Origin of the sequence: Caballeronia sp. LP006 (genome assembly GCF_031450995.1) — a bacterium.
In the GTDB taxonomy this organism is placed as follows: domain Bacteria; phylum Pseudomonadota; class Gammaproteobacteria; order Burkholderiales; family Burkholderiaceae; genus Caballeronia.
Map to the genome: position 1 here is coordinate 1,639,023 of NZ_JARTVW010000005.1, position 22,437 is coordinate 1,661,459.

The following is a 22,437-nucleotide window of genomic DNA, read 5'->3' on the forward strand; positions in this document are numbered from 1 at the left end:
TGCAAGCGATGTTAATATTTGGCCATGAAGACGACATCCAAAGAAGACCTTCGATCCCATTGCGCGGTGAACTACGGCGTGGAGATCTTTGGCGACCGGTGGTCGCTCTTGATCATTCGCGACATCGTTTTTGTTGGCAAGAAGACGTATGGCGAGTTTCTGAAATCGGAAGAGGGAATCGCGACCAATGTCCTTGCGTCCCGCCTTGCGTTTCTTGAGGAGCAAGGAATTCTCTCGAGGGCGCCCAGCCCCGACGATGGGCGCCGTGACTTCTACACGCTGACCGAGAAGGGCTTGGACCTCATCCCTGTCGTGCTGAACATCGTCCTATGGAGCGCGAAGTACGATTCAAAGTCGTACGTTCGGCGAAGTAAGGCTTTCATTGCCCGATTAAGGCAAAGTCCCCTACTGGTGAGCGAAGAGGTGAAGACGCTGGTTCGGAATGGCGGATGTATGTTTCCGGAGAGCAAGGAATAGGCAGGGCGGCAGGCATGCCGTGCTACGTCGATAGACGATGCGCGCATGGCTAGTCGAGAGGTGCGGCGAATAGCGGCCCGATGTCGAGAACGGTTCTGGAGACCGTGACTGAGGTTCAGCGGCCTGAGCGGGCGAAAAATCGCGCCGGCTTCAGTTCCATTCCGTACGCGATCTAAGACATTACGGCGAGCGCGATAACGGATGAAAAGAAAGCGCGACCACTACATCGACGCACTTCAGTCCACCGTAGCACACGCCACGCGCGCGCAGGACGGAGATGAAGATTCAGCCGCGCAGAAGTTTCATCTTGACTGTACGCAACGCGCTTCGGCGGCGTTCTTTTGGAAGCCGTCAGAACTGCTACTTCCGCCATGACATACAAATGAGAAAGCCCGCGTAATCAAAAGATTACGCGGGCTTAATTTGGTCGGGGCGAGAGGATTTGAACCTCCGACCACCTGCACCCCATGCAGGTACGCTACCAGGCTGCGCTACGCCCCGAAAGAGCGAAAGTATATCAGAGCGAAACGAATAGTAGAACTGCTTCGACGAAATTCGTGTTCGGACTCGTCGAATCTACTCGAAAATGCTCACAGCCTGAGTTCAGATTGCGTGTAAGGGGAAGTCTTGATCGAAACAGGCGCGTCATTGTTACGCAGCGTCGGCACGCGCCGCTTGCGCGCAAGCGCTGCGCGCTGACGCTTGCGAAAGCGCTGTGCCAACAACGCCGACACGACACAAGGAATCAGGTAACTCAGCACGCGTTCGCTCCACTTGCTCCGCGTCGCGATGCTTTCATACTGCGTGTGATCATGAAAACTCGCGGACGCAAAGACCATCGTCAGTACGAAGTCGAGAGCCATTGCCAGAAAGCAGAAGATAAAGAACACCAGTGCGCCATTCCACAGCAGCTTGCCGTGACTTGCATTGATCGTGCGGCAGACAAACATCACCGCGCACAGAAGCAAGAGGTTGAACAACAAGGGGAGCCAGGGAAAGAAGTCCATGTGCGCTAAGCCAATGATGATGCGTGAAAGAGCCAGCCTCCCCAGCGGCGATCGTCACAATCCGTGATAACCAGATCGTGGAAGGCCAAACCGGGAATTGGGCGCGATATTCACACACGGCAAGCAGCGCTTGAATACGAGTATTCTTAATCTACGACTAATCCGAATTCTGTCGTGATTCGGTCACTTCCTTGGTTCTTGATCGCTCAGCGAGTCCGACAAGAAATCGATGAAGGTTCTGACCTTCGTCGTCATGTACTTGCGGCTCGTGTACACCGCATACACCGACGGCGCGAACGCTTCGTAGCCGGGCAGCACGCGCAGCAAGTTGCCCGCGCCCAGTTCGGGATCGACGATCCACGCCGGCAGATACGCCATGCCCATCCCGGCGCGCACGAGTTGGAGCGCCATCGACGTATCGTTGGTCTTCAGCACCGGCTGATTTCTGACCGTGAACGCGCCGTCCGCGCCCGTCAGCGTAACCGTCTCGATATTGGTGTAAGTCGGCAGCACGACGCGATGCCGCGCCATGTCGTGCGGATGCCGCACCGGCCCATGCCGTTCGATATACGCAGGCGATGCCGCCAGCACGAACGGCATCCGGCACAACGGCCGTACGATGAGCGAGGGCGACGGCTCGGACGTCGCGCGCAAGGCCATGTCGTAGCCTTCCTCGACCAGATCGACGAAGCGGTTCTCGAGACGCAGATCGACGAGCACATCCGGATAACGCGCCTGATAAGCCACCAGCAAATCCGCGAACTTACGATTGGCGAACCAGCCCGGCGCGGTCACCTTGAGCACGCCATGCGGCTGCGCCGTCTGCGTGCCGACCGCGGCTTCTGCCGCGCGCAGGATATCGAGCGCCTCGCTGCACTGTTCGTAATAAACGTTGCCGGCTTCGGTCAGGCTGAGATGCCGCGTCGTTCGATTCAGCAACCGCACGTTCAAATGGCGTTCGAGGTTGGCGACGTGTTTGCTCGTCATCGCGGTCGAGATGTCTAGCCGTTCGGCCGCCTTCACGAAACTCCCGGCTTCGACGACCTCGCGGAATACGCGAAGACTGGTGAGCGCATCCATCGATCATTTCCTTCGAGGAAACAAAACGCCAATGTTAGCCGGATTTATCCGCGGATGAGGGCCACTCGGACGCAAGCCGGAGCGGGCGTTAGACATCGCCGCACGTCGAGGAAAAGCTGCCCGTCACTTCGGCCATTCGTCGAGCGCGTCGTTGAAGAGCGAGGCGACGACGCCACGCAGCCAACTCGTGCGTGGATCGTTATGAAACTTGCGATGCCAATGCTGCCGCAGATCGAACCTCGGCAGCGCGAGCGGCGGCTCGGCAAGCGTGATCGACGCGTGTTCGGCCACATACGCGAAGCCGATCGCATGCGGCACCGTCGCGATGAGATCCGTACGCGACAAAATGAACGGCAAGCTCATGAAGTGCGGCGTCTCCAGCACGGCGCGGCGCCGCACGCGTTCCTTGTCGAGATGATTTTCGAGTATCTCCTGACTGCGTCCCTCCGCGCGCACGACGGCGTGGCCGCATGCGCAGAAGCGTTCGAGCGTGAGAGGCTCGCGCGCGAAGGGATGATCGCGCCGCATGAGACAGATGAACCGGTGCGAAAAGAGCCGCTGCTGGAAGAAGTTGTTGCCGCGCAGATCGGGAAAATAGCCGACCGCCAGATCGATCGAGCCGGCTTCGAGTCCGCGCTCGACATCGCCGTGTGAAGCCGACACAGACCGCAGATTCGCTTGCGGCGCCTCGGTTGCGAACGCCTGCAACAAGCGCGGCAGAAACACGATCTCGCCGACATCCGACAGCGCTATCGAGAACGTGTCAGTGCTCGACGAGGGATCGAAGTGCTGCGTATCGAGCAAACCGCGTTCGATCCGCCCGAGCGCCTCGCGCGCCGCCGGCACGAGCGCCAGGGCGCGCGGCGTCGGTTCCATGCCGCGCGAGGTCCGCACGAACAGCGGGTCGTTGAAATATTCGCGCAACCGTCCGAGCGCCGTCGACACGCGCGGCTGACTCACGCCAAGTCGCTCGGCGGCGCGGCTCACGTTGCGCGTCTCCTCTATCGCGACGAGGAACGGGATCAGATTCAGGTCGAGGTCGGTCATGCGGCCGTCGTTATCGTCCGGCGAAATAGTGCGTCATGCGGCATTCGCCTCGCGGATAGTGGAGTGTCGCGCGGATCATCCACGCCGCGCAACCATGTCCGACACGCGCTGCGCCGCTTCCTGCAGCGGCGTCAGGAACGACTTCACCATTTGCTTCGCGCTCTTGCGCTGCGCGTTGCCGGAAAGGTTCAGCGCGGCGATCACGCGGCCTTGCCGGTCGCGAATGGGCGCCGATAAGGAGATCAATCCTTCTTCCAGTTCCTGATCGACGATAGCCCAGCCCTGGCGCCGCACGAGCGCGATCGATTCCCTGAGCGCAGTCTTGTCGACGATGGTGTGCGGCGTGCGCGCGACGAGTTCGCTGGCATCGAGTGCTTCGTCGAGTTGTGCGTCGTCGAGCGCGGCGAAAAGCACGCGGCCCATCGACGTGCAGAACGCGGGCAGACGGCTGCCGATCGACAGATTTTGCGTGATGATCTTGTGGGTCGGCACGCGCAGCACGTAGACGATCTCCGCGCCGTTCAACACCGCCGCCGAGCAGCTTTCGTGAACTTGCGCGACGAGTTCTTCCATGACCGGCTCGGCGAGATTCCAGAACGGCATCGACGTGAGATAGGCGAAGCCCAGGTCGAGTATCTTCGGTGTGAGCTGGAAGAGGCGGCCGTCGGCTTCGACATAACCGAGCGTCTGCAACGTAAGGAGAATGCGCCTTGCGCCCGCGCGCGTTAAGCCGGTCGCGGCGGCGACATCGGTGAGCGTCTGCGCCGGGCGGTTCGCGTCGAACGAGCGGATGACCGAAAGCCCGCGCGCGAACGATTGCACGTAGGCGTCGCCGGGACGCGCGGGGTTATCGGATGAATCCGCGTCGGCATTCGTTGGAGTGGACATATAGAAAGCGTGAAGACCCGTACAAACCCGCACTTCGCGCATGCTTCGTTGACACGACAAAGAACCGGGGACTAACATGCCGATGTTCGCTTAACGAATCCATGTTCGCATATCGAACATTTCGAAGCAAGCTTGTCGGCGCACAGGTAAACCCCGAGATGCGTTTGCTTCAAGCAGCCGCTGACACGCAAGTCGGTTCGACACAGGAGAAAGTACGGCAATGATCAACAAGATTTTCGACTCGCTCGCGTCGGCGGTGGCGGATGTGCAAGACGGCGCGACCATCATGATCGGCGGTTTCGGCACGGCGGGCATGCCCTCGGAACTGATCGACGCGCTCATCGAACAGGGCGCGCGCAATCTCACCATCGTCAACAACAACGCGGGCAATGGCGACACGGGTCTCGCCGCCTTGCTGAAGGCGAAGCGCGTCAGCAAGATCATCTGTTCGTTTCCGCGTCAGACCGACTCGCACGTCTTCGACGCGCTCTACCGCGCGGGCGAAATCGAACTCGAACTCGTGCCGCAGGGTAATCTCGCGGAGCGCATTCGAGCGGCGGGCGCGGGCATCGGCGGATTCTTCACGCCGACCGGCTACGGCACGAAGCTCGCAGAAGGCAAGGAAACCCGCGTGATCGACGGCAAGCACTACGTGCTCGAAGCGCCGCTACACGCCGACTTCGCGCTCGTGAAGGCCTATAAGGGCGACCGCTGGGGCAATCTGGTCTATCGTAAGACGGCGCGCAACTTCGGGCCGATCATGGCGAGCGCCGCGAAGACCGCCATCGTGCAGGTGTCGAAGGTCGTGCCGCTCGGCGAGCTTGACCCCGAAAACATCGTGACGCCGGGCATCTTCGTGCAACGTGTGGTCGAAGTGCCGCAGGCGGTGCATGCCGCCGAACTCGAAGCTGAACTTGCATCCTGAAGGATCGAAGCCATGAAGAAACTTTCCCGTGACGAAATGGCCCGCCGCGTGGCCGCGGACATTCCCGAAGGCGCGTATGTGAACCTCGGTATCGGCGTGCCGACGCTCGTCGCCAATCATCTCGCGGCGGATCGCGAAATCTTCCTCCATAGCGAAAACGGCCTGCTCGGCATGGGTCCCGCGCCCGCGAAGGGCGAAGAGGACGACGAACTCATCAACGCCGGCAAGCAGCACGTCACGCTCTTGACGGGCGGCGCGTTCTTCCATCACGCCGATTCCTTCGCGATGATGCGCGGCGGCCATCTCGACTTCTGCGTGCTCGGCGCGTTCCAGGTCTCGGCGACGGGCGACCTCGCTAACTGGCACACCGGCGCACCCGATGCGATTCCCGCCGTCGGCGGCGCAATGGACCTGGCCATCGGCGCCAAGCAGGTGTACGTGATGATGGAACTGCTCACGAAGCAAGGCGAGAGCAAGCTCGTGGCCGAGTGTTCTTATCCGGTGACGGGCGTACAGTGCGTGGATCGCGTGTATACGGACCTCGCCGTGTTCGACGTGACGCCCGAAGGCTTCGTCGTGCGCGAGATGGTGGAAGGTCTGTCGTTCGACGAACTGCAAAAGCTGGCCCAGGTGCCGCTGCAATACGTGCCGCTGTCCGAGGCTGCATAAACGCTTCGACTGAGAGATAACTGGAGTTGACCGATGAAAGAAGCTTTCGTATGTGATGCCATCCGCACGCCGATCGGCCGTTACGGCGGTTCGCTGTCTTCCGTGCGTGCCGACGACCTGGGCGCCGTGCCGCTGCGCGCGCTCGTCGAACGCAACAAGGAAGTGGACTGGGAAGCCGTCGAGGAAGTGATCTACGGCTGCGCGAATCAGGCGGGCGAAGACAATCGCAACGTCGCGCGCATGTCGGCGTTGCTTGCCGGCTTGCCTGTGGGCACGCCCGGTTCGACGGTCAACCGCCTGTGCGGTTCGGGCATGGATGCGGTCGGCATCGCGGCGCGCGCCATCAAGTCGGGCGAGGCGAGCCTTTTGATCGCGGGCGGCGTCGAGAGCATGAGCCGTGCGCCGTTCGTGATGGGCAAGGCGACGAGCGCGTTCTCACGTCAGGCCGAGATTCACGACACGACCATCGGCTGGCGCTTCGTCAATCCGCTGATGAAGAAGCTCTATGGCGTCGACTCGATGCCCGAAACCGCCGAGAACGTCGCCGACGACTACAAGGTGAGCCGCGCCGATCAGGACGCGTTCGCGCTGCGCAGTCAGCAGAGGGCATCGCGCGCGCAGAAGGACGGCACGCTCGCCCAGGAAATCACGCCGGTCAGCATCGCGCAGAAGAAGGGCGACGCGCTCGTCGTGTCGCAGGACGAGCATCCGCGTGAGACGAGTCTCGAAACGCTCGCGAAGCTGAAGGGCGTGGTGCGTCCGGACGGCTCGGTGACGGCGGGCAACGCGTCGGGCGTGAACGATGGCGCCGTCGCCATGCTGATCGCCGACGAAGAAAGCGCGAAGCGTCATGGCCTCACGCCGCGCGCGCGCATTCTCGGCATCGCGACCGCGGGTGTCGAACCGCGCGTGATGGGTATCGGACCGGCGCCCGCATCGCAGAAGCTGTTGGCGCGCCTTGGCATGACGATCGACCAGTTCGATGTGATCGAACTGAACGAAGCCTTCGCCTCGCAAGGGCTCGCCGTGCTGCGCATGCTCGGCATTGCCGACGACGATCCTCGCGTCAACCCGAACGGCGGTGCGATCGCGCTCGGACATCCGCTCGGCGCGTCCGGCGCGCGGCTCGTGACGACCGCGAGCTATCAGTTGCAGCGCACGGGCGGGCGCTTCGCGCTCTGCACCATGTGCATCGGCGTGGGCCAGGGCATTGCGATGGTCATCGAGCGTGTCTAAGGACATGTTCGCCTCGACCGGACGTCTCACGGATCTCATCTGCGGCAACGAGGCCGCCAACGCGCTATGGTCGGCGCGCGCGACGGTGCAGGCCATGCTCGATGTCGAAGCGGCGCTCGCGCGTGCATCGGCGGAGCATGGCGTGATTCCGGCGAGCGCGGTCGATGCGATAGTCGCCGCATGCAATGCCGACAACATCGACGCCGGCGCGTTGATGACCGGCGCGGCCGCTGGCGGCAATCTCGCGATTCCGCTCGTCAAGCAATTGACCGCCGTGGTGAAGGCCGGCGACGCCGAGGCCGCGAAGTACGTGCATTGGGGCGCGACGAGTCAGGACATCATCGACACGGGCGTTATGCTGCAACTGCGCGCCGCATTCGAACTGATCGATACCGATCTGCGGGAACTCGCGGCATCGCTCGCGCAGCAGGCGCAGAAGCATCACGCGACGCCGATGATCGGCCGCACATGGTTGCAACAGGCGCTGCCAATCACGCTCGGTCTCAAGTTCGCGCAATGGCTGGACGCAGTGACGCGTCATCGCGGGCGTCTGTACGAACTGAAATCGCGCGTGTTCGTGCTGCAATTCGGCGGCGCGGCGGGCACGCTGGCGAGTCTGCGCGACAAGGCCTTGCCGTTGGCGCAGTCGCTCGCCGATGAACTTCAGCTCGCCCTGCCCGCGCTGCCTTGGCATACGCAACGCGATCGCATCGCGGAGGCGGCGGCGTTTCTGGGCATGCTCACGGGCACGCTTGGCAAGATCGCGCGCGACATCTCGCTCATGATGCAGACCGAACTCGGCGAACTCGCCGAGCCGGCCGCGGCAGGCAAGGGCGGGTCGTCCACCATGCCGCACAAGCGCAATCCCGTGGGTTGCGCGGCGGTGCTGACTGCCGCGACGCGCGCGCCCAATCTCGTCGCGACGGTTTTCGCGGGCATGGTGCAGGAACACGAACGCGCGCTCGGCGGCTGGCAGGCGGAATGGGAAGCGCTGCCCGATCTCGCGCGGCTTACGGCGGGCGCGTTGTCGAATATCAAGGGCATCGTGCCGGGTCTCGAAGTGAACGTCGCGCGGCTCGCGCGGAATCTCGACGCGACCAACGGTCTCGTGCTCGGCGAAGCGGTCATGCTCGCGCTCGGCGACGCCATCGGCCGGCTGGATGCGCACAAGCTCGTCGAGCAGTCGTCGAAGGCGGCGGTGGCAAGCGGCCAGTCTCTCTTCGATATGCTCGCCGCGAACGAAACCGTCACGCAGCATCTTTCGCAACAACAGTTGAAATCCTTGCTCGATCCGGCGAATTACGCCGGTCAGGCACAGGCCTTCGTCGACGCCGCGCTCGAGCTTCATCGCGCGAACGCGTGAGCGCACAAGATTCAGGAGCGATACAGCATGCCCCTTGCCGCTATCAACGGTACCCGGATTCACTATCGAGTCGATGCCCGCGCGGGCAATGACGCCCCGTGGCTCGTGCTGTCGAATTCGCTCGGCGCCGATGTCTCCATGTGGACGCCGCAAGTCGAAGCGTTCGCCGAGCACTACCGCGTGGTGCGTTACGACACGCGCGGCCACGGCCATTCGGACGCGCCAGCGGGGCCGTACACCATCGATCAGTTGATCGGCGATGTCGTCGGGCTGCTCGATCATCTCGGTATCGAACGCGCGCATTACTGCGGTCTGTCGATGGGCGGACTCACGGGCATCGGGCTCGCCGCGCGTCATCCCGAACGTTTCTCGCGCGTGGTGCTGTCGAACACGGCGGCGCTCATCGGCTCGGATGCGGTGTGGACGCCGCGCGCCGCGAAAGCGCGTGAAGCAGGCGGCATGCCGTCGCTGACCGACGCCGTGATCGCGCGCTGGTTCACTGCGCCGTTCATCGAGCGCGAACAGCTCGTGCTCGCCAACATCCGCGATGTCTTCCGGCATACGGAGGGCGAAGGCTACGCGTCGAATTGCGAAGCGATCCGCGACGCCGACCTGCGCGCCGAAGCGAAGACCATCGCGCTGCCGGTGCTCGTGATCGCAGGCACGCACGATCTGTCGACGACTGCCGAGCAGGGCCGCGAACTGGCGGGTTATATCGAAGGCGCGCGCTACGTCGAACTGGACGCGGCGCATTTGTCGAACATCGAGAAGCGCGACGATTACACGCGCGCCGTGCTCGACTTTCTCGGAGAACAACCATGACTGATGACGAACGTTACGAAGCCGGCATGAAGGTGCGCCGCGCGGTGCTGTCCGATGCGCACGTGGACCGCTCGCTTGCCAACCGCACCGATCTCACCACGGATTTCCAGAACTTCATCACGCGCTATGCGTGGGGCGAAATCTGGACGCGCGATGGCTTGCCGCGTCATACGCGCAGCCTTCTCACCATCGCGATGATGGTCGCGCTCAATCGTGGCGAGGAACTCGCGTTGCATCTGCGCGCCGCGAAGAACAACGGCGTGACGCAGGACGAGATCAAGGAAGTGCTGTTGCAGACGGCCGTGTATTGCGGCGTGCCGGCCGCGAACTCAGCGTTCCATCTGGCGCAGAAGATCTTCGAGGAAGAGGCGCAGAAGAAGTAAGTAGCTTTCCGCCTGTTGCGGCATGTCAAGCCGAGGGCCGTTCATCGCGAACGGCCCTCGGCTTTTCAGAACGCGTAATACGGCCCGTTTCCTGCGGGCGTCGCGCGTCCTTCGAGCGCCGTGAACACGCGTCTCCCAAAGAAGAATGGCAAGCCCCAGTCGAAGTATCCGCTCGACGGTCCGGCGAGATTGCTGAACGCGAAATTGCCGCTTGCGATCAACGTGGTCGATTGCGCGACGCTGAACGAGACGTCGGTCGTGATGCCGCTCGTCGAACGCACGGTCGCGCTCAAGGCTTGCGTCGCCGCCGGGCAATACCACGCGCCGCATGTCGTGATGCTCGTCGAAGGGAAGAACAACCCATTCGATCCGCTGTCGATGAAGCTCGTCCCATACTGACTGCCGCCGAAGCTCGTCGACACATAGCCGGAAGACGAACTCGATTTCAACACCGTCGCCGAGCCAAGCAGATTGTTCGCCTGCGTACCGATGCCGAAGGTCATCGTCCCCGTGACCGCGGATGCGCCTGCGGCTGGAATGGCGGGGAGTTCGATCAGCACGCCGTTGTTGTCGGCGGCGAAATTGGCGACCGGATTGGTCACCTGCTGCGCAACCGGCAAGCTGCTCGCCGTGCAACCGCCGCCCGCGTTGCAGGTGTAGTACCAGCGTGGCATGGCGGAGGCGGCGCAGCCCGCGCCGCAATCGGCGGTGAACGGACCGACGCCGAGAATGCCGTTGCCGCGCAGCTTCGATGCGTCGAGCATCGGCAGGCCGGACTGTGCGCAATCGGCGGGCGCCGTGGGCGTCGATGCATCGGCGATCAACTGCACGGAGGTTGCCCCCGCGACTTGGCCGGCGAGCCGCACATCGGCGGTGCGCACGGCGCCCCATGTGTAGCCGGTGCCAAACACCGAGCATTCGGCGACGATCCCGTTCGAACCGCTTGCCGCGACGAGCGGCAGCGCGATTTGCGAGTTCAGTGCCGACGCCAGCACGCGCAGCCCGTGCGAGCCGGTATCGACCTGGATGTTGTCGATGGTCTGGCAAGTATTCGTACCCGGCACGCAGATAGTGACGCTCGTCTGCAGCATGTTGCGCGTGCGAGTTGGCGTGCTGGTCACGGTGATGGTTTGCACGTTCGGCGTGGTCGATTGCACAACGGTGGTGGAGTCGGCGCTCGGTGCGGATGCCGCGCTGGCGCTGCTGGCGGCGCTTGCCGCGGCCGGGGCGCTTGCCGTGCCCGGCGCGCTGGCCGTCGCGGGCGCGCTGGCTTGTGCAGGTGCCGCGGGTGCCGGCGTGGCGCTGTCGGAACCGCCGCCACCGCCGCATGCGGTCAAGGTCAGTGCGGTGACGATAAGAAGCGTGAGATGCGTGCGAATAGGCATGCGTGCCTCCATCGTCATTGAATATCGGCGGTGGATACGCCAACTGGAAGCGCGCTCACGAGCCATGCGCGGCCACTGAACTCACGCAGCCGCACGTGATTTTCGACGACGAGATCGCCATTCGCGATGCGCGTCGCGTGCAGACCGGCATCGCCCGACGAAGCGTTCGCGCCGTCCTTGAAGCGCTGAAAGTACGCGCCGAGCAGCGCTTCGGTGTCGGGCATGGCCGGTCCGCGCCAGGAGATTGCGTACACGGCGCCGCTGGCCGCGACGTATTCGCGCACGACGATGCCGTTCGCGTCCGTCGTTTCGACGTAATCGAGCAGGCCGTGCGTCGATCGATGCGCGACGACGCCTGGCGAAAATACGGCGCTGCGCGCTATCGCGCCGAGTTGCGCTTGTGCAGGCGCGGCCATCGATCCGCCGAGCGCGATGCAAGCCGCCGCGAGGTAATGAGGATTTCTTAGCGTATGTCTTGGTGTAGTCACGTGTTCCTCTTTCAGTTTCACTCAGATAATTCTTAATTTTGAGAGCGATTCTAGAGGGAAGAAGGGGATGGGCGATACCGTCGCCCGAGGCACTCGAAAGCCGCGAAAAGCCTTCGAAAGACGGGCGTGGTGCCTTGAAAATCAGTACGTTACGAAGCTCGAAAAGCCAAATCGCCTATTTTTGAGACTGTCATAAATTGTCATTTCGAGGCGAAGACGATTTAATGGCTTGGGTGCATCCATGCCTTTTGACCGCAACAAAAGCGCATTCGCTGCCGATGGCGAATTGCCAACAAATCTCGGCGACAAAAAGCATCCAGTTTCCGTGGATCAATATCGCGACGAGCGTCGCGGAAAACGAAACCGGCCTCTTTTTGCCAGAGACACCGCCAGACCGGTAAAATGCTGGGTTGATCCACGGAAGAACCCGTGGCGTTGCGGAAGGACTTTCCAGACATGACAGATTTTCGTGTAACCAGGCGGGTTGCTGCGGTCGTCGCAGTGGCAGGAATCGTGGCGGGTTGCGGCACGTCTTCACCTAACGCGATCAACTACAAGAGCGATCAGCGCTCCAAGCAGGAAACCCTCGCGAATCCGCCGAACCTGCTCGACGAAGCCGTCGATCAGCGTTCGCTGCCGCCACAGGGCGGGCAGACATCCCTTTCCGATCTGCAGCAAGTCCAGAAGGTCGCGCCCACCGCACCCACGGTGGTGCCGCCAATCACGGGCATGCGCATTCAGCGCGATGGCGCCGAGCGCTGGCTCGTCGTCGACGACCGCGCGCCCGATCAGGTCTGGCCGCAGATCCGCCGGTTCTGGCAAGAGCAGGGCTTCTTGCTCGTCGTCGATCAACGCGATAAAGGCGTGATGGAAACCGACTGGAACGAAACGCATCCGCAAATTTCAGATGGCCTGATTCGCGACACGCTCTCCAAGGCCACGGGCAATTCCTATGTCACGGCCGAGCGCAACAAATACCGCACGCGTCTCGAAGCGGCGCCCAACGGCGGCACGTACGTGTTTATCAGCCAGAAGGGCATGCGTGAAGCGTTGACCGGCGTGAACAACGACACGAGCCAGTGGCAGGCGCGTCCGAACGACCCCGCGCTCGAAAACGAATACCTGCGCCGTCTGATGACTTCGCTTACCAACGCGGACACGCGTCAAGCGGGCGGCACGTCTTTGCCGGGCGCGACCGCTGCGGCGGCGAGCGCCAAGGCTGGAGACAAGAAGGCTGCATCGGTTGCCGCGCAGAACGCGGCCAACGCAGGCAACAGCCCCATTCGCAACGAAGCCGTACCCGAAGCCACGACATCGGAGCTGACCCTGCCCGAAGCCTACGACCGCGCGTGGCTGCGCGTGGGCATCGCGCTGGATCGGGCGAACTTCACCGTGGACGATCGCGACCGTGGGCGTGGCGTCTACTACGTGCGTTACGTCGATCCGAACGACAAGACATCGGCCGAGCAGGGCTTTTGGAGCCAAGTGTTCCACGGCCGCAAGGAAATGGTCGCGAAGCAATATCAGGTCAACGTGCGCGCGGTTACCGAACAGCAAACACGCGTAGCAATCGTCGACGACAAAGGTCAACTCGATTCGTCGCCGCAAGCGCGTCAGATCATGGCCTTGTTGGCCGGTCAGATCGGCTGATCATCGCGTTCGCAGCCTTCGGGCTCTCATCGTGTGCAAACCGCCTCGTCATCGAGGCGGTTTTTTTTTCGTCAACCTTTCTCGGCGCGACAAGTTAAGACGATAGCGAAAAAATCGGTCGTGCGATTGAACGCATATGCGAGCGTTCCGCGCTTATTGCGCAGAGGATTCTTTCTATCGCGCTATGTGCGCAAAAGCTTATAGAAAACGACCGAGTGGACAGTACATTACGTCATCGGCGAACACGGTGCAGCGAAGCGCCGATACAGGACAAACGAATAATGGTTCGCGTTCTCGCGAACCCCGATGGCCCCGTCGCCTATCCTCGTAGGGCGACGGTTTTTACCCGCGTTTCATTCGGAACGCGGGTTTTTTCTTTGTGGATCGAAAACGGCAGAGTGCGCCGCGCGCGGTTATGCTTCGCGTTCCATCCCAACATTGAAACGAGGAGAACACTTATGTCGGAAGTCGCTGTCGTCGCTATTTTTGTCGCGAAGCCAGGCAAGGAAGAGGAACTCAGGAAAGTGCTCGAAGCGAATGTCGAGCCGACTCGCAAGGAACGCGGCGCGTTGCAATACGACCTGCATCGCGATGTGAAGGAACCGCGCCGCTTCATCTTCGTCGAGCGTTGGGAAAGCGAAGAGGCACTCGCCGAGCACGGCAAGTCCGCGCATATCCAGGCGTTTCGCGCCAAGTCGCCGGAACTGGCCGAGCACGGCGAGGTTCACGTCGCAGGCAAGATTCTCGGAACTGCGGCGTGAATGAACGGCGCGGATGCCGTTGGGTCGTTAGTGCGTTTCGTGCGGGACGTCGAGGATCAGAATGATGGTCCAGTCCGCATCGCCGTCGTGATGATATTGACGCTCGGCCACGATAAACGGTTGCTGCTTACCCGACGGCCCGAGGAAAAGCACATCGCCTTCCATCGGCAAACATTCGACCGGCGGCAGTGCCAGATAGGCGTCCTTGCTGGCGTTGCGCGGCATCAGTTTCTCGATTTTGCGCGATGCCGCCTCGGTCCATTCGATATCGAGCTGGATATTGCTCATGCTGTCGTTCGCACGGTCAGTGCGCTCCACGGTTGAATCGTTAAAAAGACGATGCGCAATGTAGCACACGCCATGCGCGATTCGTTCGCCACGTCTCAATGAACAAACGGCCCGCAGGCCGTTTGTTCGCAATGCACGTTTCGCAATGAACGACTCAACCTTCGCGGGTCAGATCGCCTCGTAAAGCGGCAGGGTCAAAAATTCGGTGAACTGCGCCGAAGTCGACATCTCTTCGAAGATCTTGGCCGCGCGTTCGTAAGGCTTGGTATCGCTGCCCGCGCCGCCGACCAACTGCTTGACCTTCTCGAGTTCGTCGATGGTGATCTCCCGCACCATCGCTGCCGTGACCTTGCGGCCATCGTCGAGCTTGCCCTTCGGCGAACGAATCCACTGCCACACTTGCGAACGCGAAATCTCGGCGGTCGCGGCATCTTCCATCAGATTATGGATCGGCACGCAGCCATTGCCCGCGAGCCACGAACCGAGATAGTGGATGCCCACGTTCACGTTATTGCGCAAACCGGCTTCGGTGATCGGTTCTTCGGGACGGAAATCGAGCAGATCGTGTGAGCTCACCTGTACGTCGTCACGTTGCTTCGCGATCTGATTCGGCTTGTCGCCGAGCACTTTCACGAATTCTTCCATCGCAATGGGCACGAGTCCCGGATGCGCGACCCAGCCGCCGTCGTAACCGTCGGTGGCATCGCGCGCCTTGTCGGACCGTACGCCGCCCATCGCTTTTTCGTTCGCGGCGGGATCGTTCTTGATCGGAATCAGCGCCGCCATGCCGCCGATAGCCGGCGCATTGCGCTTGTGGCACGTCTTCAGCAATTCGAGCGCATATGCGCGCATGAAGGGCACGGTCATCGTGATCTTCGCGCGATCGGCGAGGCAGAAGTTTGGATCGTTCTTGAACTTCTTGATCGCGGAAAAGATGTAATCCCAGCGGCCTGCGTTCAGGCCGGAGCTATGTTCGCGCAGTTCGTACAGAATCTCGTCCATTTCGAAGGCCGCGAGAATGGTTTCGACCAGCACGGTCGCGCGAATCGTCCCGCGCGCAATGCCCACGCTTTCCTGCGCCGCGATGAAGATGTCGTTCCACAGACGCGCTTCGAGATGGCTCTCCATCTTCGGCAGATAGAAGTAGGGGCCGCTGCCGCGCGCGATCAGTTCCTTCGCGTTGTGGAACAAGAACAGCGCGAAGTCGAAGATGCTGCCCGAGACGCGCTCGCCATCGACCGTCACGTGTTTCTCATCCAGATGCCAGCCGCGCGGACGCACGATCAACGTGGCGACCTGGTCGTTGAGCTTGTATGACTTGCCGTTCTGTTCGAGCGAGATGGTGCGGCGCACGGCCTCCATCAGATTGAGCTGGCCGGTGATCTGGTTGTCCCAACTCGGCGCGTTCGAATCCTCGAAGTCGGTCATGTACGAATCCGCGCCGGAGTTGAGCGCGTTGATGATCATCTTGCGCTCGACCGGACCGGTGATCTCCACACGACGGCATTGCAGGTCCTTCGGCAACGGCGCCACTTTCCAGTCGCCTGCGCGAATCGATTCGGTCGATGCGAGGAAGTCGGGACGCTCGCCTGCGTCGAGCCGCCGGGTACGGTCGATACGCGCGGCGAGCAGTTCGCGGCGACGCGGCTCGAAACGGCGATGCAGCGATGCAACGAGCGCGAGCGCCTCGGGCGTGAGGACGGTTTCGAAGCCCGGCTTGATCTCGGCCGCGATGCGCATGCCTTCGGGCAACGAGAGCGGATGCGATTGCGATGTCTGCGTCATGTTCAAATCTCCTTGGTCGGTCAGACGGTTTTGCTTGTAGCGGTGAAGCGGTAAATCAGTTGCGCGGCGCCCGGCGCGCACCACGTAAGGGAATGTCCTGTGGCTTGCATCCACCTTCGACGAATTCGATCAGTTCGGCCATGCCGCGTCCCGTTGCACGTGGCGCGAGCCCGAGTTCTTCAACCGGCAAGCCGGCGCGATTGATCCAGAACGTCGTGTAGCCGAACCAGGTCGCGCCCGCGATATCCCAGCCGTTCGACGACACGAACACGATCTCGCGCGCCGCCACGCCGAAAGCGCGCGTGCCGAGTTCGTACGCGGCGGCGGCGGGCTTATAGGCGCGCACCGCATCGACGGAAAGCACGTGGTCGAAGAGTCCCGTCATGCCCGCGCTTTTGATGGCGATATCGAGCATCGGCGGATTGCCGTTGGACAGGATCGCGAGGGGAATGCCTGCGCGCTCACGCCATTGTTTGAGCGCGGTCACGGTATCGGGGAACGCGGACAGGCAGGCGTATTCGTCCATCAGACGCTTCTCGGCGGCGCTGGTGAGCGCATCGGCAAGACCGAGGCGGGCGGCGGCGTGGCGCAGGGCATCGATCGTGATGTCCCAGAACGGCGCGTAATGGCTACCCGACGGATCGGCGAGCGTGCGCAACTGCGTGTATTCGATCTGCTTTTGCCGCCAGAGCTGCGAGAGCGGCTCGCCCTTGCCGGGAAACAGTTGCTCGGCCACCGAGACGACCGAGTGAACGTCGAAGAGCGTGCCGTAGGCGTCGAAAATCACTGCGCGGGGAGATGGGTGTGTCGTTATGGCCGACATAGCCGTGCGCTCCATGTAGAGGTCGGGTTGGATTGTATTGGTGATCGTAGTGAAGGAAAAAGCATCGCCGGATCACTTGATCTTTTACTTTTTAATACCTAATCTGAGCGCGAGTCCCGCATTTGACGAAAAAAACGCATGGATCGATTCAAGCAGATTGAGACGTTCGCGGCCGTCGCGGCAAAAGGCAGCTTGTCGGCGGCAGCGCAGGCGGAAGGCATCGCGCCCGCGGTAATAGGCAGGCGGCTCGACGCGCTGGAAGAACGGCTCGGCGTCAAGCTGCTCGTGCGCACGACGCGCAAGATCACGCTGACGTTCGAAGGCTCGGCGTTTCTCGAAGACTGCCAGCGCATCATCAACGACATGCAGAACGCGGAATCGAGCGTGTCGGCGGGCGGCGTGAAGGCGAGCGGGCATCTGCGCGTGTCGGCGCCGGCGGGCTTCGGGCGGCGTCACGTCGCGCCGCTCGTGCCGAAATTCACGTCGCTGCATCCGGACGTTTCCGTGAGCCTCGATCTCACCGACCGCATGGTCGATCTCGTCAACGAAGGCTTCGATTGCGCCGTGCGTCTCGGCGAGTTGCCGGATTCGTCGCTCGTGTCGCTCAAACTCGGCGAGAACCGGCGCGTGTGCGTGGCGTCGCCCGACTATCTCGCGAAATTCGGTGAACCCGCGGACCTCGCGGCGCTTGCGCATCACAACTGTCTCGCGCTTGGGGCATCGGCAAATCAGCAGCGCGGCTGGGTGTTTCAGCAAGATGGCAAGGTAGTGACGATCAAAGTCTCCGGCACGATGGAGTGCTCGGACGGCGCCGTGCTGCACGAGTGGTGCATGGAAGGGCGCGGGCTCGCGTGGCGGTCGTGGTGGGAGGTGGGCGAGGATATCGGCGCGGGACGCCTCGAGAGCGTGCTCGATGCGTTCGCCGCGCCGCCTATCGGCATCCACGCCGTTTTTCCGCAACGCCGGCACTTGCCGTTGCGCGTGCGTCTTTTTCTCGATCTGCTCAAGCATACGTATAACGCTTCGGGATACTGGGGATGAACCGCCCTTGATCGCGCGTTTGCGGCACTAGAATGAAAGCACGCACCGACGCCCGAAGGAGGACGCCATGTTCAAACACATCCTTGTGCCGACGGACGGTTCCGAACTGTCGCAAAAGGCCATCGACGGCGCGATCGACCTCGCGCAATCCGTTGGCGCACGCATCACGGCTTACGCGTGCCTGCCGCAATACCCTTATTCGCCTTTCGCCGATGTCGCCGTCGAACCACCCGACGACTTCCACACGCGCGCCGAACGCGAAGCCCGCGATCATCTGCGCGCCGTCGAACGCGCGGCGATCGCGGCAGGCGTGGCGTGCGACAGCGTGACGAGCATTGACGCGGCGCCGTATATCGGCATCATCGAGGCGGCGGAGGGCAACGGCTGCGACGTGATCCTGATGGCCTCGCACGGCAGACGCGGGCTCGGCAGTCTCCTGATCGGCAGCGAGACACAGCGCGTGCTTACGCATACCAAGATTCCGGTCATCGTCTATCGGTGACAGGTCACGGTGAAATGAAAAACGGCGGCCATGTCGCCACGGCCGCCGTCGGTTTCACTGCGCTCCCTGATTCAGCCTGCCGCTTTTACGCGACCTTTTTGTCGAAGAACTGCTCGTCTTCCGTCGATCCATGCAGCGCGGTCGTCGATGCGTCGCGTTCGACCGTTTGCGTGACGGCATCGAAATAGCCAGTGCCCACTTCGCGTTGATGCTTGACCGCCGTGAAACCCTTGTCGGCGGCAGCGAATTCGGCTTGCTGCAGTTCGACGAAGGCGCTCATCTGCGAGCGGGCGTAGCCGTGCGCGAGGTTGAACATCGAATAGTTCAGCGCGTGGAAACCCGCGAGCGTGATGAACTGGAATTTGTAGCCCATTGCGCCGAGTTCGCGCTGGAACTTGGCGATGGTCGCGTCGTCCAGATTCTTCTTCCAGTTGAACGACGGCGAGCAGTTGTACGAGAGCATCTTGCCCGGGAACTGCTTGTGGATGGCTTCGGCGAATTTCTTCGCATATTCCAAGTCCGGCTTGCCGGTTTCGCACCATACGAGGTCGGCATACGGCGCGTAGGCGAGGCCGCGCGACACTGCCTGATCCAGCCCCGGACGCGTGCGATAGAAGCCCTCCACGGTGCGCTCGCCGGTCAGGAACGGCTTGTCGTTGTCGTCAATGTCGGACGTGACGAGATCGGCGGCTTCGGCATCCGTGCGCGCAATGACGAGCGTCGGCGTGCCGCAGACATCGGCGGCGAGACGCGCGGCCGTCAGCTTCGCGACGTTCTCACGCGTGGGCACCAACACCTTGCCGCCCATGTGGCCGCACTTTTTCACCGACGCCAACTGGTCCTCGAAGTGCACGCCCGCTGCGCCGGCTTCGATCATCGCCTTCATCAGTTCGAAGGCGTTGAGCACGCCGCCGAAACCGGCTTCGGCATCCGCAACGATCGGCGCGAAGTAATCGACGTAGCCGGCATCGCCCGGATTCTTGCCTTCGGACCATTGAATCTGATCGGCGCGCGTAAGCGTGTTGTTGATGCGCTTCACGACGAGGGGCACCGAGTTCGCCGGATACAACGACTGATCCGGATACATCTCGCCCGCGACATTGGCATCGCCCGCGACTTGCCAGCCGGACAGGTAGATGGCCTTGAGGCCGGCTTTCACCTGCTGCATCGCCTGATTGCCAGTCAATGCGCCAAGCGCGTTGACGAACGGCTCTTCATGAATCGACGCCCACAGCTTTTCAGCGCCACGCCGCGCGAGCGTGTGCTCGACCGGCACGGAGCCGCGAAGACGCACCACGTCCTCCGCCGAATAGCTGCGCTTGACACCTTTCCAGCGCGAATCCGTTTCCCATTCCTGATGGAGTTGTTGGGCTTGCTGTTGACGTGAGGTCATGGCGTTTCTCCTAGAGATTGAACTGAAGTTCCTTGACGATTTGAGCTTCGGTGCGCCGAGGTCGGCGGTTTTGTTTGCTCAACTCTTATATAAGAGTCTAGGCAAATTGCCGCCCGCAACACAGTCCCTGCAGAGCGATTTGCGTATAAATATTTTCGTTAAAATACAGGGAGATGGGATAATATTTCCACGATGCGAAATACGGTTTTCCATCTTGCAATGCCCGACGTTGTGCCGCGCAGCACGTCTTTTGCGACGCAAAAGATCATTGCACATCGTGAAATATGGCGAGCGGACGAAAAAAAACCGACGCGCGAGGCATCGGTTTTTTTTGTGCAATCGGGCAAAGGGCTTTTATAGCCGCTCTGCCCTTTAAGCGATCAAGGCTTAGCTGCCGCGGCGCGGGGCGCGCGGACCATCGCTGCGGCGGGCGAAACCGTCGCGCTGGCCACCGAAACCGCCATCGCGCGAACCGCCACGATAACCGCCTTCGCTGCCGCCGGCGTTGGTGCCGCGATAGCCGCCGCCTTCACCGCGATACCCGCCTTCGCGCGAACCGGTGCTCGGCTTGTTACCGTATCCGCTGGCGTTGGATGCGCCGTACCCACGGCCACCGCCGTTACCGCTGCCGCCATTGCCACCGCCGCTGCCGAAGCGACGACCGCCGCCATTGCCGCCGCCCGGACGACCACGGCCGCCAGCGCCGCCACCGAAACCACCCTTAGGCGGCGACTTGCGCGGCTCGAAGCCGACCACGACGTTCACCGGCAGCGGCGAACGCACGAAGCGCTCGATACGCTTCAGCGCGCCGATTTCAGCGTAATGCACGAGGCTCACCGCGATGCCGCTGCGGCCCGCGCGACCCGTGCGGCCGATACGGTGCACGTAGTCTTCCGCGAACTTCGGCAGATCGTAGTTGAACACGTGCGTGATGCCGGGAATGTCGATACCGCGTGCAGCCACGTCGGTCGCGACCAGCACGCGAACGCGCTTTTCGCGCAGCGCGCGGATCGTGCGATTGCGTGCACCTTGCGGCAGGTCGCCGTGCAATGCGGCGGAATCGAAGCCAGCGTCCGACAGACGGTTGGCGATCAGGTCCGCGTCGCTCTTGGTCGCCGTGAAGACGATTGCCTGATCGAGGCCTTCGTCGCGCAGCAGATGGTCGAGCAGACGATCCTTGTGATCGCGGTCATCGACGTAATGCACGTGTTGCGCGATGTTGTCGCGCGCTTCGAGCTTCTGAACGATCTCGATGCGCTCAGGGTCCTTCAACAGACGGCCGGTAAGTGAAGCGATCTTGCCGTCGATGGTGGCCGAGAACAGCAGCGTCTGACGCGAAGCTGGCGTGGCGGCAACGATCGTTTCGATGTCGTCGATGAAGCCCATGTCCAGCATGCGGTCGGCTTCGTCGAGCACGAGCATGTCGAGAGTCGACAGGTCGATACGGCCACGTTCGAGGTGATCGATCAAGCGACCCGGCGTGGCGACGAGAATCTCAGGGTTCTTCGCAAGCAGCATCAATTGCTGGCCGTAAGCCACGCCGCCGAGAATGCTGACCGTACGCAGACGCTTCAGATGACGGCCATAGGTCGTCGCGGCAGCGGAAACCTGCATGGCGAGTTCGCGGGTCGGCGTGAGCACGAGCAGACGCGGGCGCGCGACGGGTTGCTGACGGCGCACCGGCTTGGCATTCGGGTCACGCGGGGCGCGCGGTTGCTGCGCCTGGAGCTTCTCCATTTGCGCGAATTTTTCGATGGCGGGCAGCATGAACGCGGCCGTCTTGCCCGAACCGGTCGGGCTGGAGACGAGCAGATCGCGGCCGGCGAGCGCTGCGGGAATCGCGCGCTGCTGAACCGGCGTCGGCGACTGATAGCCTGCGGCGGTCAGCGCGGAGACGATGTCGGCGGACAGGCCAAGCGACTCAAACGTCGGGCCTTCGGGTTGTGCCACGGCTTGTACTGCGGGTGCTGCGGGGAGGTCTAGTGTTTGTGCTGCGATGTTGTCCAACGGGCTGGGGGTAATGCTCGAAGTCATGTCGATCCTTGAAACGGGAAATGAGGCGTCGGCGCCAATCGGCATACCCAGGTCGTTGGATTCAGCGAGCGAAGAAACAGCGAGCAAATCGAAAAACGGGGGCCACTCGCACGCATAAGCGGCGAGAATCTTTTTAGAAGCTGTATAGGATACGGCAGACCCGAGGGGCGCTGACGTCAGCCTGATGCATGACGGGCCGATAGATGCGAACAACACAACGCGCTAATACAACACGCAGACGGCCTGGCAGGGAGGGGACAGTTTCTAAACTGGATTGGGGCAAAACGCTACGAAACGCTTTGTTGCTCGGAAGATCACCGATCTTGCTTAGGTCTTTCTCGGGTGATGCAACTTACAGTCAAGCGCTGACCGCTAGTATATCGTAGTTTG

22 protein-coding genes and 1 tRNA gene are annotated in these 22,437 nt (G+C 62.1%); 11 read left to right on the plus strand and 12 right to left on the minus strand.

Annotated features, from left to right (window positions below; genetic code table 11):
• Positions 1-24 precede the first annotated feature (24 nt).
• Complete coding sequence (locus P9250_RS24270; RefSeq protein ID WP_250492236.1) at positions 25-477, plus strand: helix-turn-helix domain-containing protein; 453 nt, start codon at positions 25-27, stop codon at positions 475-477.
• 424 nt (positions 478-901) lie between these two features.
• On the opposite strand, the gene P9250_RS24275 is transcribed toward P9250_RS24270, so the two are convergent.
• The 5 genes from P9250_RS24275 to P9250_RS24295 form a co-directional block, all read right to left on the minus strand.
• A tRNA-Pro gene (locus P9250_RS24275) sits at positions 902-978 on the minus strand.
• An 89-nt stretch (positions 979-1,067) separates the two neighbouring features.
• Positions 1,068-1,484 (minus strand): hypothetical protein, encoded by a 417-nt coding sequence (locus P9250_RS24280; protein ID WP_244827712.1) that lies wholly within the window; start codon positions 1,482-1,484, stop codon positions 1,068-1,070.
• Positions 1,485-1,667: 183 nt separating this feature from the next.
• Positions 1,668-2,564: a LysR family transcriptional regulator gene (locus P9250_RS24285; RefSeq protein WP_310395611.1), complete on the minus strand. Its 897-nt coding sequence runs from the start codon at positions 2,562-2,564 to the stop codon at positions 1,668-1,670.
• 123 nt (positions 2,565-2,687) lie between these two features.
• Positions 2,688-3,611: a LysR family transcriptional regulator gene (locus P9250_RS24290; protein WP_244827714.1), complete on the minus strand. Its 924-nt coding sequence runs from the start codon at positions 3,609-3,611 to the stop codon at positions 2,688-2,690.
• A gap of 75 nt (positions 3,612-3,686) precedes the next feature.
• Positions 3,687-4,499 carry an IclR family transcriptional regulator gene (locus P9250_RS24295; protein ID WP_309963943.1) on the minus strand — a complete coding sequence of 271 codons (813 nt, stop codon included), beginning with the start codon at positions 4,497-4,499 and terminating at the stop codon, positions 3,687-3,689.
• 220 nt (positions 4,500-4,719) lie between these two features.
• Between P9250_RS24295 and P9250_RS24300 the strand changes: the two genes are divergently transcribed.
• The 6 genes from P9250_RS24300 to pcaC are packed head-to-tail and all read left to right on the plus strand — an operon-like array spanning position 4,720 to position 9,897.
• Positions 4,720-5,424: a 3-oxoacid CoA-transferase subunit A gene (locus tag P9250_RS24300; protein WP_244827716.1), complete on the plus strand. Its 705-nt coding sequence runs from the start codon at positions 4,720-4,722 to the stop codon at positions 5,422-5,424.
• A 12-nt stretch (positions 5,425-5,436) separates the two neighbouring features.
• The gene (locus tag P9250_RS24305) at positions 5,437-6,093 is read left to right on the plus strand and encodes a 3-oxoacid CoA-transferase subunit B (RefSeq protein ID WP_244827717.1); all 657 of its coding nucleotides are present in this window, start codon (positions 5,437-5,439) and stop codon (positions 6,091-6,093) included.
• 33 nt (positions 6,094-6,126) lie between these two features.
• Positions 6,127-7,329 carry a 3-oxoadipyl-CoA thiolase gene (gene pcaF / locus P9250_RS24310; RefSeq protein WP_250492243.1) on the plus strand — a complete coding sequence of 401 codons (1,203 nt, stop codon included), beginning with the start codon at positions 6,127-6,129 and terminating at the stop codon, positions 7,327-7,329.
• A gap of 4 nt (positions 7,330-7,333) precedes the next feature.
• Positions 7,334-8,692, plus strand: coding sequence for a 3-carboxy-cis,cis-muconate cycloisomerase (locus P9250_RS24315; RefSeq protein ID WP_310395615.1), 1,359 nt, complete (start codon positions 7,334-7,336; stop codon positions 8,690-8,692).
• Between the two features lie 27 nt (positions 8,693-8,719).
• Positions 8,720-9,514, plus strand: coding sequence for a 3-oxoadipate enol-lactonase (pcaD, locus tag P9250_RS24320; RefSeq protein WP_310395617.1), 795 nt, complete (start codon positions 8,720-8,722; stop codon positions 9,512-9,514).
• The gene (gene pcaC, locus P9250_RS24325) at positions 9,511-9,897 is read left to right on the plus strand and encodes a 4-carboxymuconolactone decarboxylase (RefSeq protein WP_244827721.1); all 387 of its coding nucleotides are present in this window, start codon (positions 9,511-9,513) and stop codon (positions 9,895-9,897) included. Before pcaD ends, pcaC begins: the two co-directional genes overlap by 4 nt.
• Before the next feature lie 65 nt (positions 9,898-9,962).
• On the opposite strand, the gene P9250_RS24330 is transcribed toward pcaC, so the two are convergent.
• Both P9250_RS24330 and P9250_RS24335 read right to left on the minus strand, forming a co-directional pair.
• Positions 9,963-11,282: a DUF3443 domain-containing protein gene (locus P9250_RS24330; protein WP_310395620.1), complete on the minus strand. Its 1,320-nt coding sequence runs from the start codon at positions 11,280-11,282 to the stop codon at positions 9,963-9,965.
• Positions 11,283-11,296: 14 nt separating this feature from the next.
• Positions 11,297-11,770, minus strand: a complete 474-nt coding sequence (locus tag P9250_RS24335; RefSeq protein WP_244827723.1) for a DUF2844 domain-containing protein — start codon at positions 11,768-11,770, stop codon at positions 11,297-11,299.
• Positions 11,771-12,226: 456 nt separating this feature from the next.
• Here P9250_RS24335 and bamC point away from each other — a divergent pair, with 456 nt between their 5' ends.
• A complete protein-coding gene (gene bamC / locus P9250_RS24340) occupies positions 12,227-13,420 on the plus strand; it encodes an outer membrane protein assembly factor BamC (RefSeq protein ID WP_244827724.1) in 1,194 nt (397 codons plus the stop codon).
• 458 nt (positions 13,421-13,878) lie between these two features.
• Positions 13,879-14,181, plus strand: a complete 303-nt coding sequence (locus tag P9250_RS24345; protein ID WP_310395623.1) for a putative quinol monooxygenase — start codon at positions 13,879-13,881, stop codon at positions 14,179-14,181.
• A 27-nt stretch (positions 14,182-14,208) separates the two neighbouring features.
• Here the strand turns inward: P9250_RS24345 and P9250_RS24350 are convergent, their stop codons facing one another.
• The 3 genes from P9250_RS24350 to P9250_RS24360 all read right to left on the minus strand — a co-directional run bounded on the left by P9250_RS24350 (position 14,209) and on the right by P9250_RS24360 (position 17,077).
• Positions 14,209-14,469 (minus strand): DNA-binding protein, encoded by a 261-nt coding sequence (locus tag P9250_RS24350; protein WP_244828011.1) that lies wholly within the window; start codon positions 14,467-14,469, stop codon positions 14,209-14,211.
• A 168-nt stretch (positions 14,470-14,637) separates the two neighbouring features.
• Entirely contained in the window at positions 14,638-16,254 is a 1,617-nt protein-coding gene (gene aceB / locus P9250_RS24355; RefSeq protein WP_310395625.1) for a malate synthase A, read from the minus strand.
• Positions 16,255-16,309: 55 nt separating this feature from the next.
• On the minus strand, positions 16,310-17,077 hold the full coding sequence (locus tag P9250_RS24360; RefSeq protein ID WP_310395627.1) for a haloacid dehalogenase type II: 768 nt from the start codon (positions 17,075-17,077) through the stop codon (positions 16,310-16,312).
• A 138-nt stretch (positions 17,078-17,215) separates the two neighbouring features.
• On the opposite strand from P9250_RS24360, the gene P9250_RS24365 reads away from it, so the two are divergent.
• Both P9250_RS24365 and P9250_RS24370 read left to right on the plus strand, forming a co-directional pair.
• A complete protein-coding gene (locus P9250_RS24365) occupies positions 17,216-18,118 on the plus strand; it encodes a LysR family transcriptional regulator (protein WP_309963926.1) in 903 nt (300 codons plus the stop codon).
• Between the two features lie 67 nt (positions 18,119-18,185).
• Positions 18,186-18,620, plus strand: coding sequence for a universal stress protein (locus P9250_RS24370; RefSeq protein WP_244827729.1), 435 nt, complete (start codon positions 18,186-18,188; stop codon positions 18,618-18,620).
• Between the two features lie 85 nt (positions 18,621-18,705).
• Here the strand turns inward: P9250_RS24370 and aceA are convergent, their stop codons facing one another.
• Both aceA and P9250_RS24380 read right to left on the minus strand, forming a co-directional pair.
• Complete coding sequence (aceA, locus tag P9250_RS24375; protein WP_244827730.1) at positions 18,706-20,013, minus strand: isocitrate lyase; 1,308 nt, start codon at positions 20,011-20,013, stop codon at positions 18,706-18,708.
• A 387-nt stretch (positions 20,014-20,400) separates the two neighbouring features.
• Positions 20,401-22,047, minus strand: a complete 1,647-nt coding sequence (locus P9250_RS24380; protein WP_310395630.1) for a DEAD/DEAH box helicase — start codon at positions 22,045-22,047, stop codon at positions 20,401-20,403.
• Between the last annotated feature and the right edge of the window lie 390 nt (positions 22,048-22,437).

Coding starts and splice junctions, on each gene's coding strand:
- aceA (WP_244827730.1), bottom strand. CDS start 20,013: ATGACCTCACGTCAACAGCAAGCCCAACAACTCCATCAGGAATGGGAA.
- P9250_RS24360 (WP_310395627.1), bottom strand. CDS start 17,077: ATGTCGGCCATAACGACACACCCATCTCCCCGCGCAGTGATTTTCGAC.
- P9250_RS24270 (WP_250492236.1), top strand. CDS start 25: ATGAAGACGACATCCAAAGAAGACCTTCGATCCCATTGCGCGGTGAAC.
- P9250_RS24330 (WP_310395620.1), bottom strand. CDS start 11,282: ATGCCTATTCGCACGCATCTCACGCTTCTTATCGTCACCGCACTGACC.
- P9250_RS24380 (WP_310395630.1), bottom strand. CDS start 22,047: ATGACTTCGAGCATTACCCCCAGCCCGTTGGACAACATCGCAGCACAA.
- P9250_RS24350 (WP_244828011.1), bottom strand. CDS start 14,469: ATGAGCAATATCCAGCTCGATATCGAATGGACCGAGGCGGCATCGCGC.
- P9250_RS24315 (WP_310395615.1), top strand. CDS start 7,334: ATGTTCGCCTCGACCGGACGTCTCACGGATCTCATCTGCGGCAACGAG.
- P9250_RS24285 (WP_310395611.1), bottom strand. CDS start 2,564: ATGGATGCGCTCACCAGTCTTCGCGTATTCCGCGAGGTCGTCGAAGCC.
- P9250_RS24345 (WP_310395623.1), top strand. CDS start 13,879: ATGTCGGAAGTCGCTGTCGTCGCTATTTTTGTCGCGAAGCCAGGCAAG.
- bamC (WP_244827724.1), top strand. CDS start 12,227: ATGACAGATTTTCGTGTAACCAGGCGGGTTGCTGCGGTCGTCGCAGTG.
- P9250_RS24300 (WP_244827716.1), top strand. CDS start 4,720: ATGATCAACAAGATTTTCGACTCGCTCGCGTCGGCGGTGGCGGATGTG.
- pcaC (WP_244827721.1), top strand. CDS start 9,511: ATGACTGATGACGAACGTTACGAAGCCGGCATGAAGGTGCGCCGCGCG.
- pcaF (WP_250492243.1), top strand. CDS start 6,127: ATGAAAGAAGCTTTCGTATGTGATGCCATCCGCACGCCGATCGGCCGT.
- aceB (WP_310395625.1), bottom strand. CDS start 16,254: ATGACGCAGACATCGCAATCGCATCCGCTCTCGTTGCCCGAAGGCATG.
- P9250_RS24305 (WP_244827717.1), top strand. CDS start 5,437: ATGAAGAAACTTTCCCGTGACGAAATGGCCCGCCGCGTGGCCGCGGAC.
- P9250_RS24365 (WP_309963926.1), top strand. CDS start 17,216: ATGGATCGATTCAAGCAGATTGAGACGTTCGCGGCCGTCGCGGCAAAA.
- P9250_RS24280 (WP_244827712.1), bottom strand. CDS start 1,484: ATGGACTTCTTTCCCTGGCTCCCCTTGTTGTTCAACCTCTTGCTTCTG.
- P9250_RS24290 (WP_244827714.1), bottom strand. CDS start 3,611: ATGACCGACCTCGACCTGAATCTGATCCCGTTCCTCGTCGCGATAGAG.
- P9250_RS24370 (WP_244827729.1), top strand. CDS start 18,186: ATGTTCAAACACATCCTTGTGCCGACGGACGGTTCCGAACTGTCGCAA.
- pcaD (WP_310395617.1), top strand. CDS start 8,720: ATGCCCCTTGCCGCTATCAACGGTACCCGGATTCACTATCGAGTCGAT.
- P9250_RS24295 (WP_309963943.1), bottom strand. CDS start 4,499: ATGTCCACTCCAACGAATGCCGACGCGGATTCATCCGATAACCCCGCG.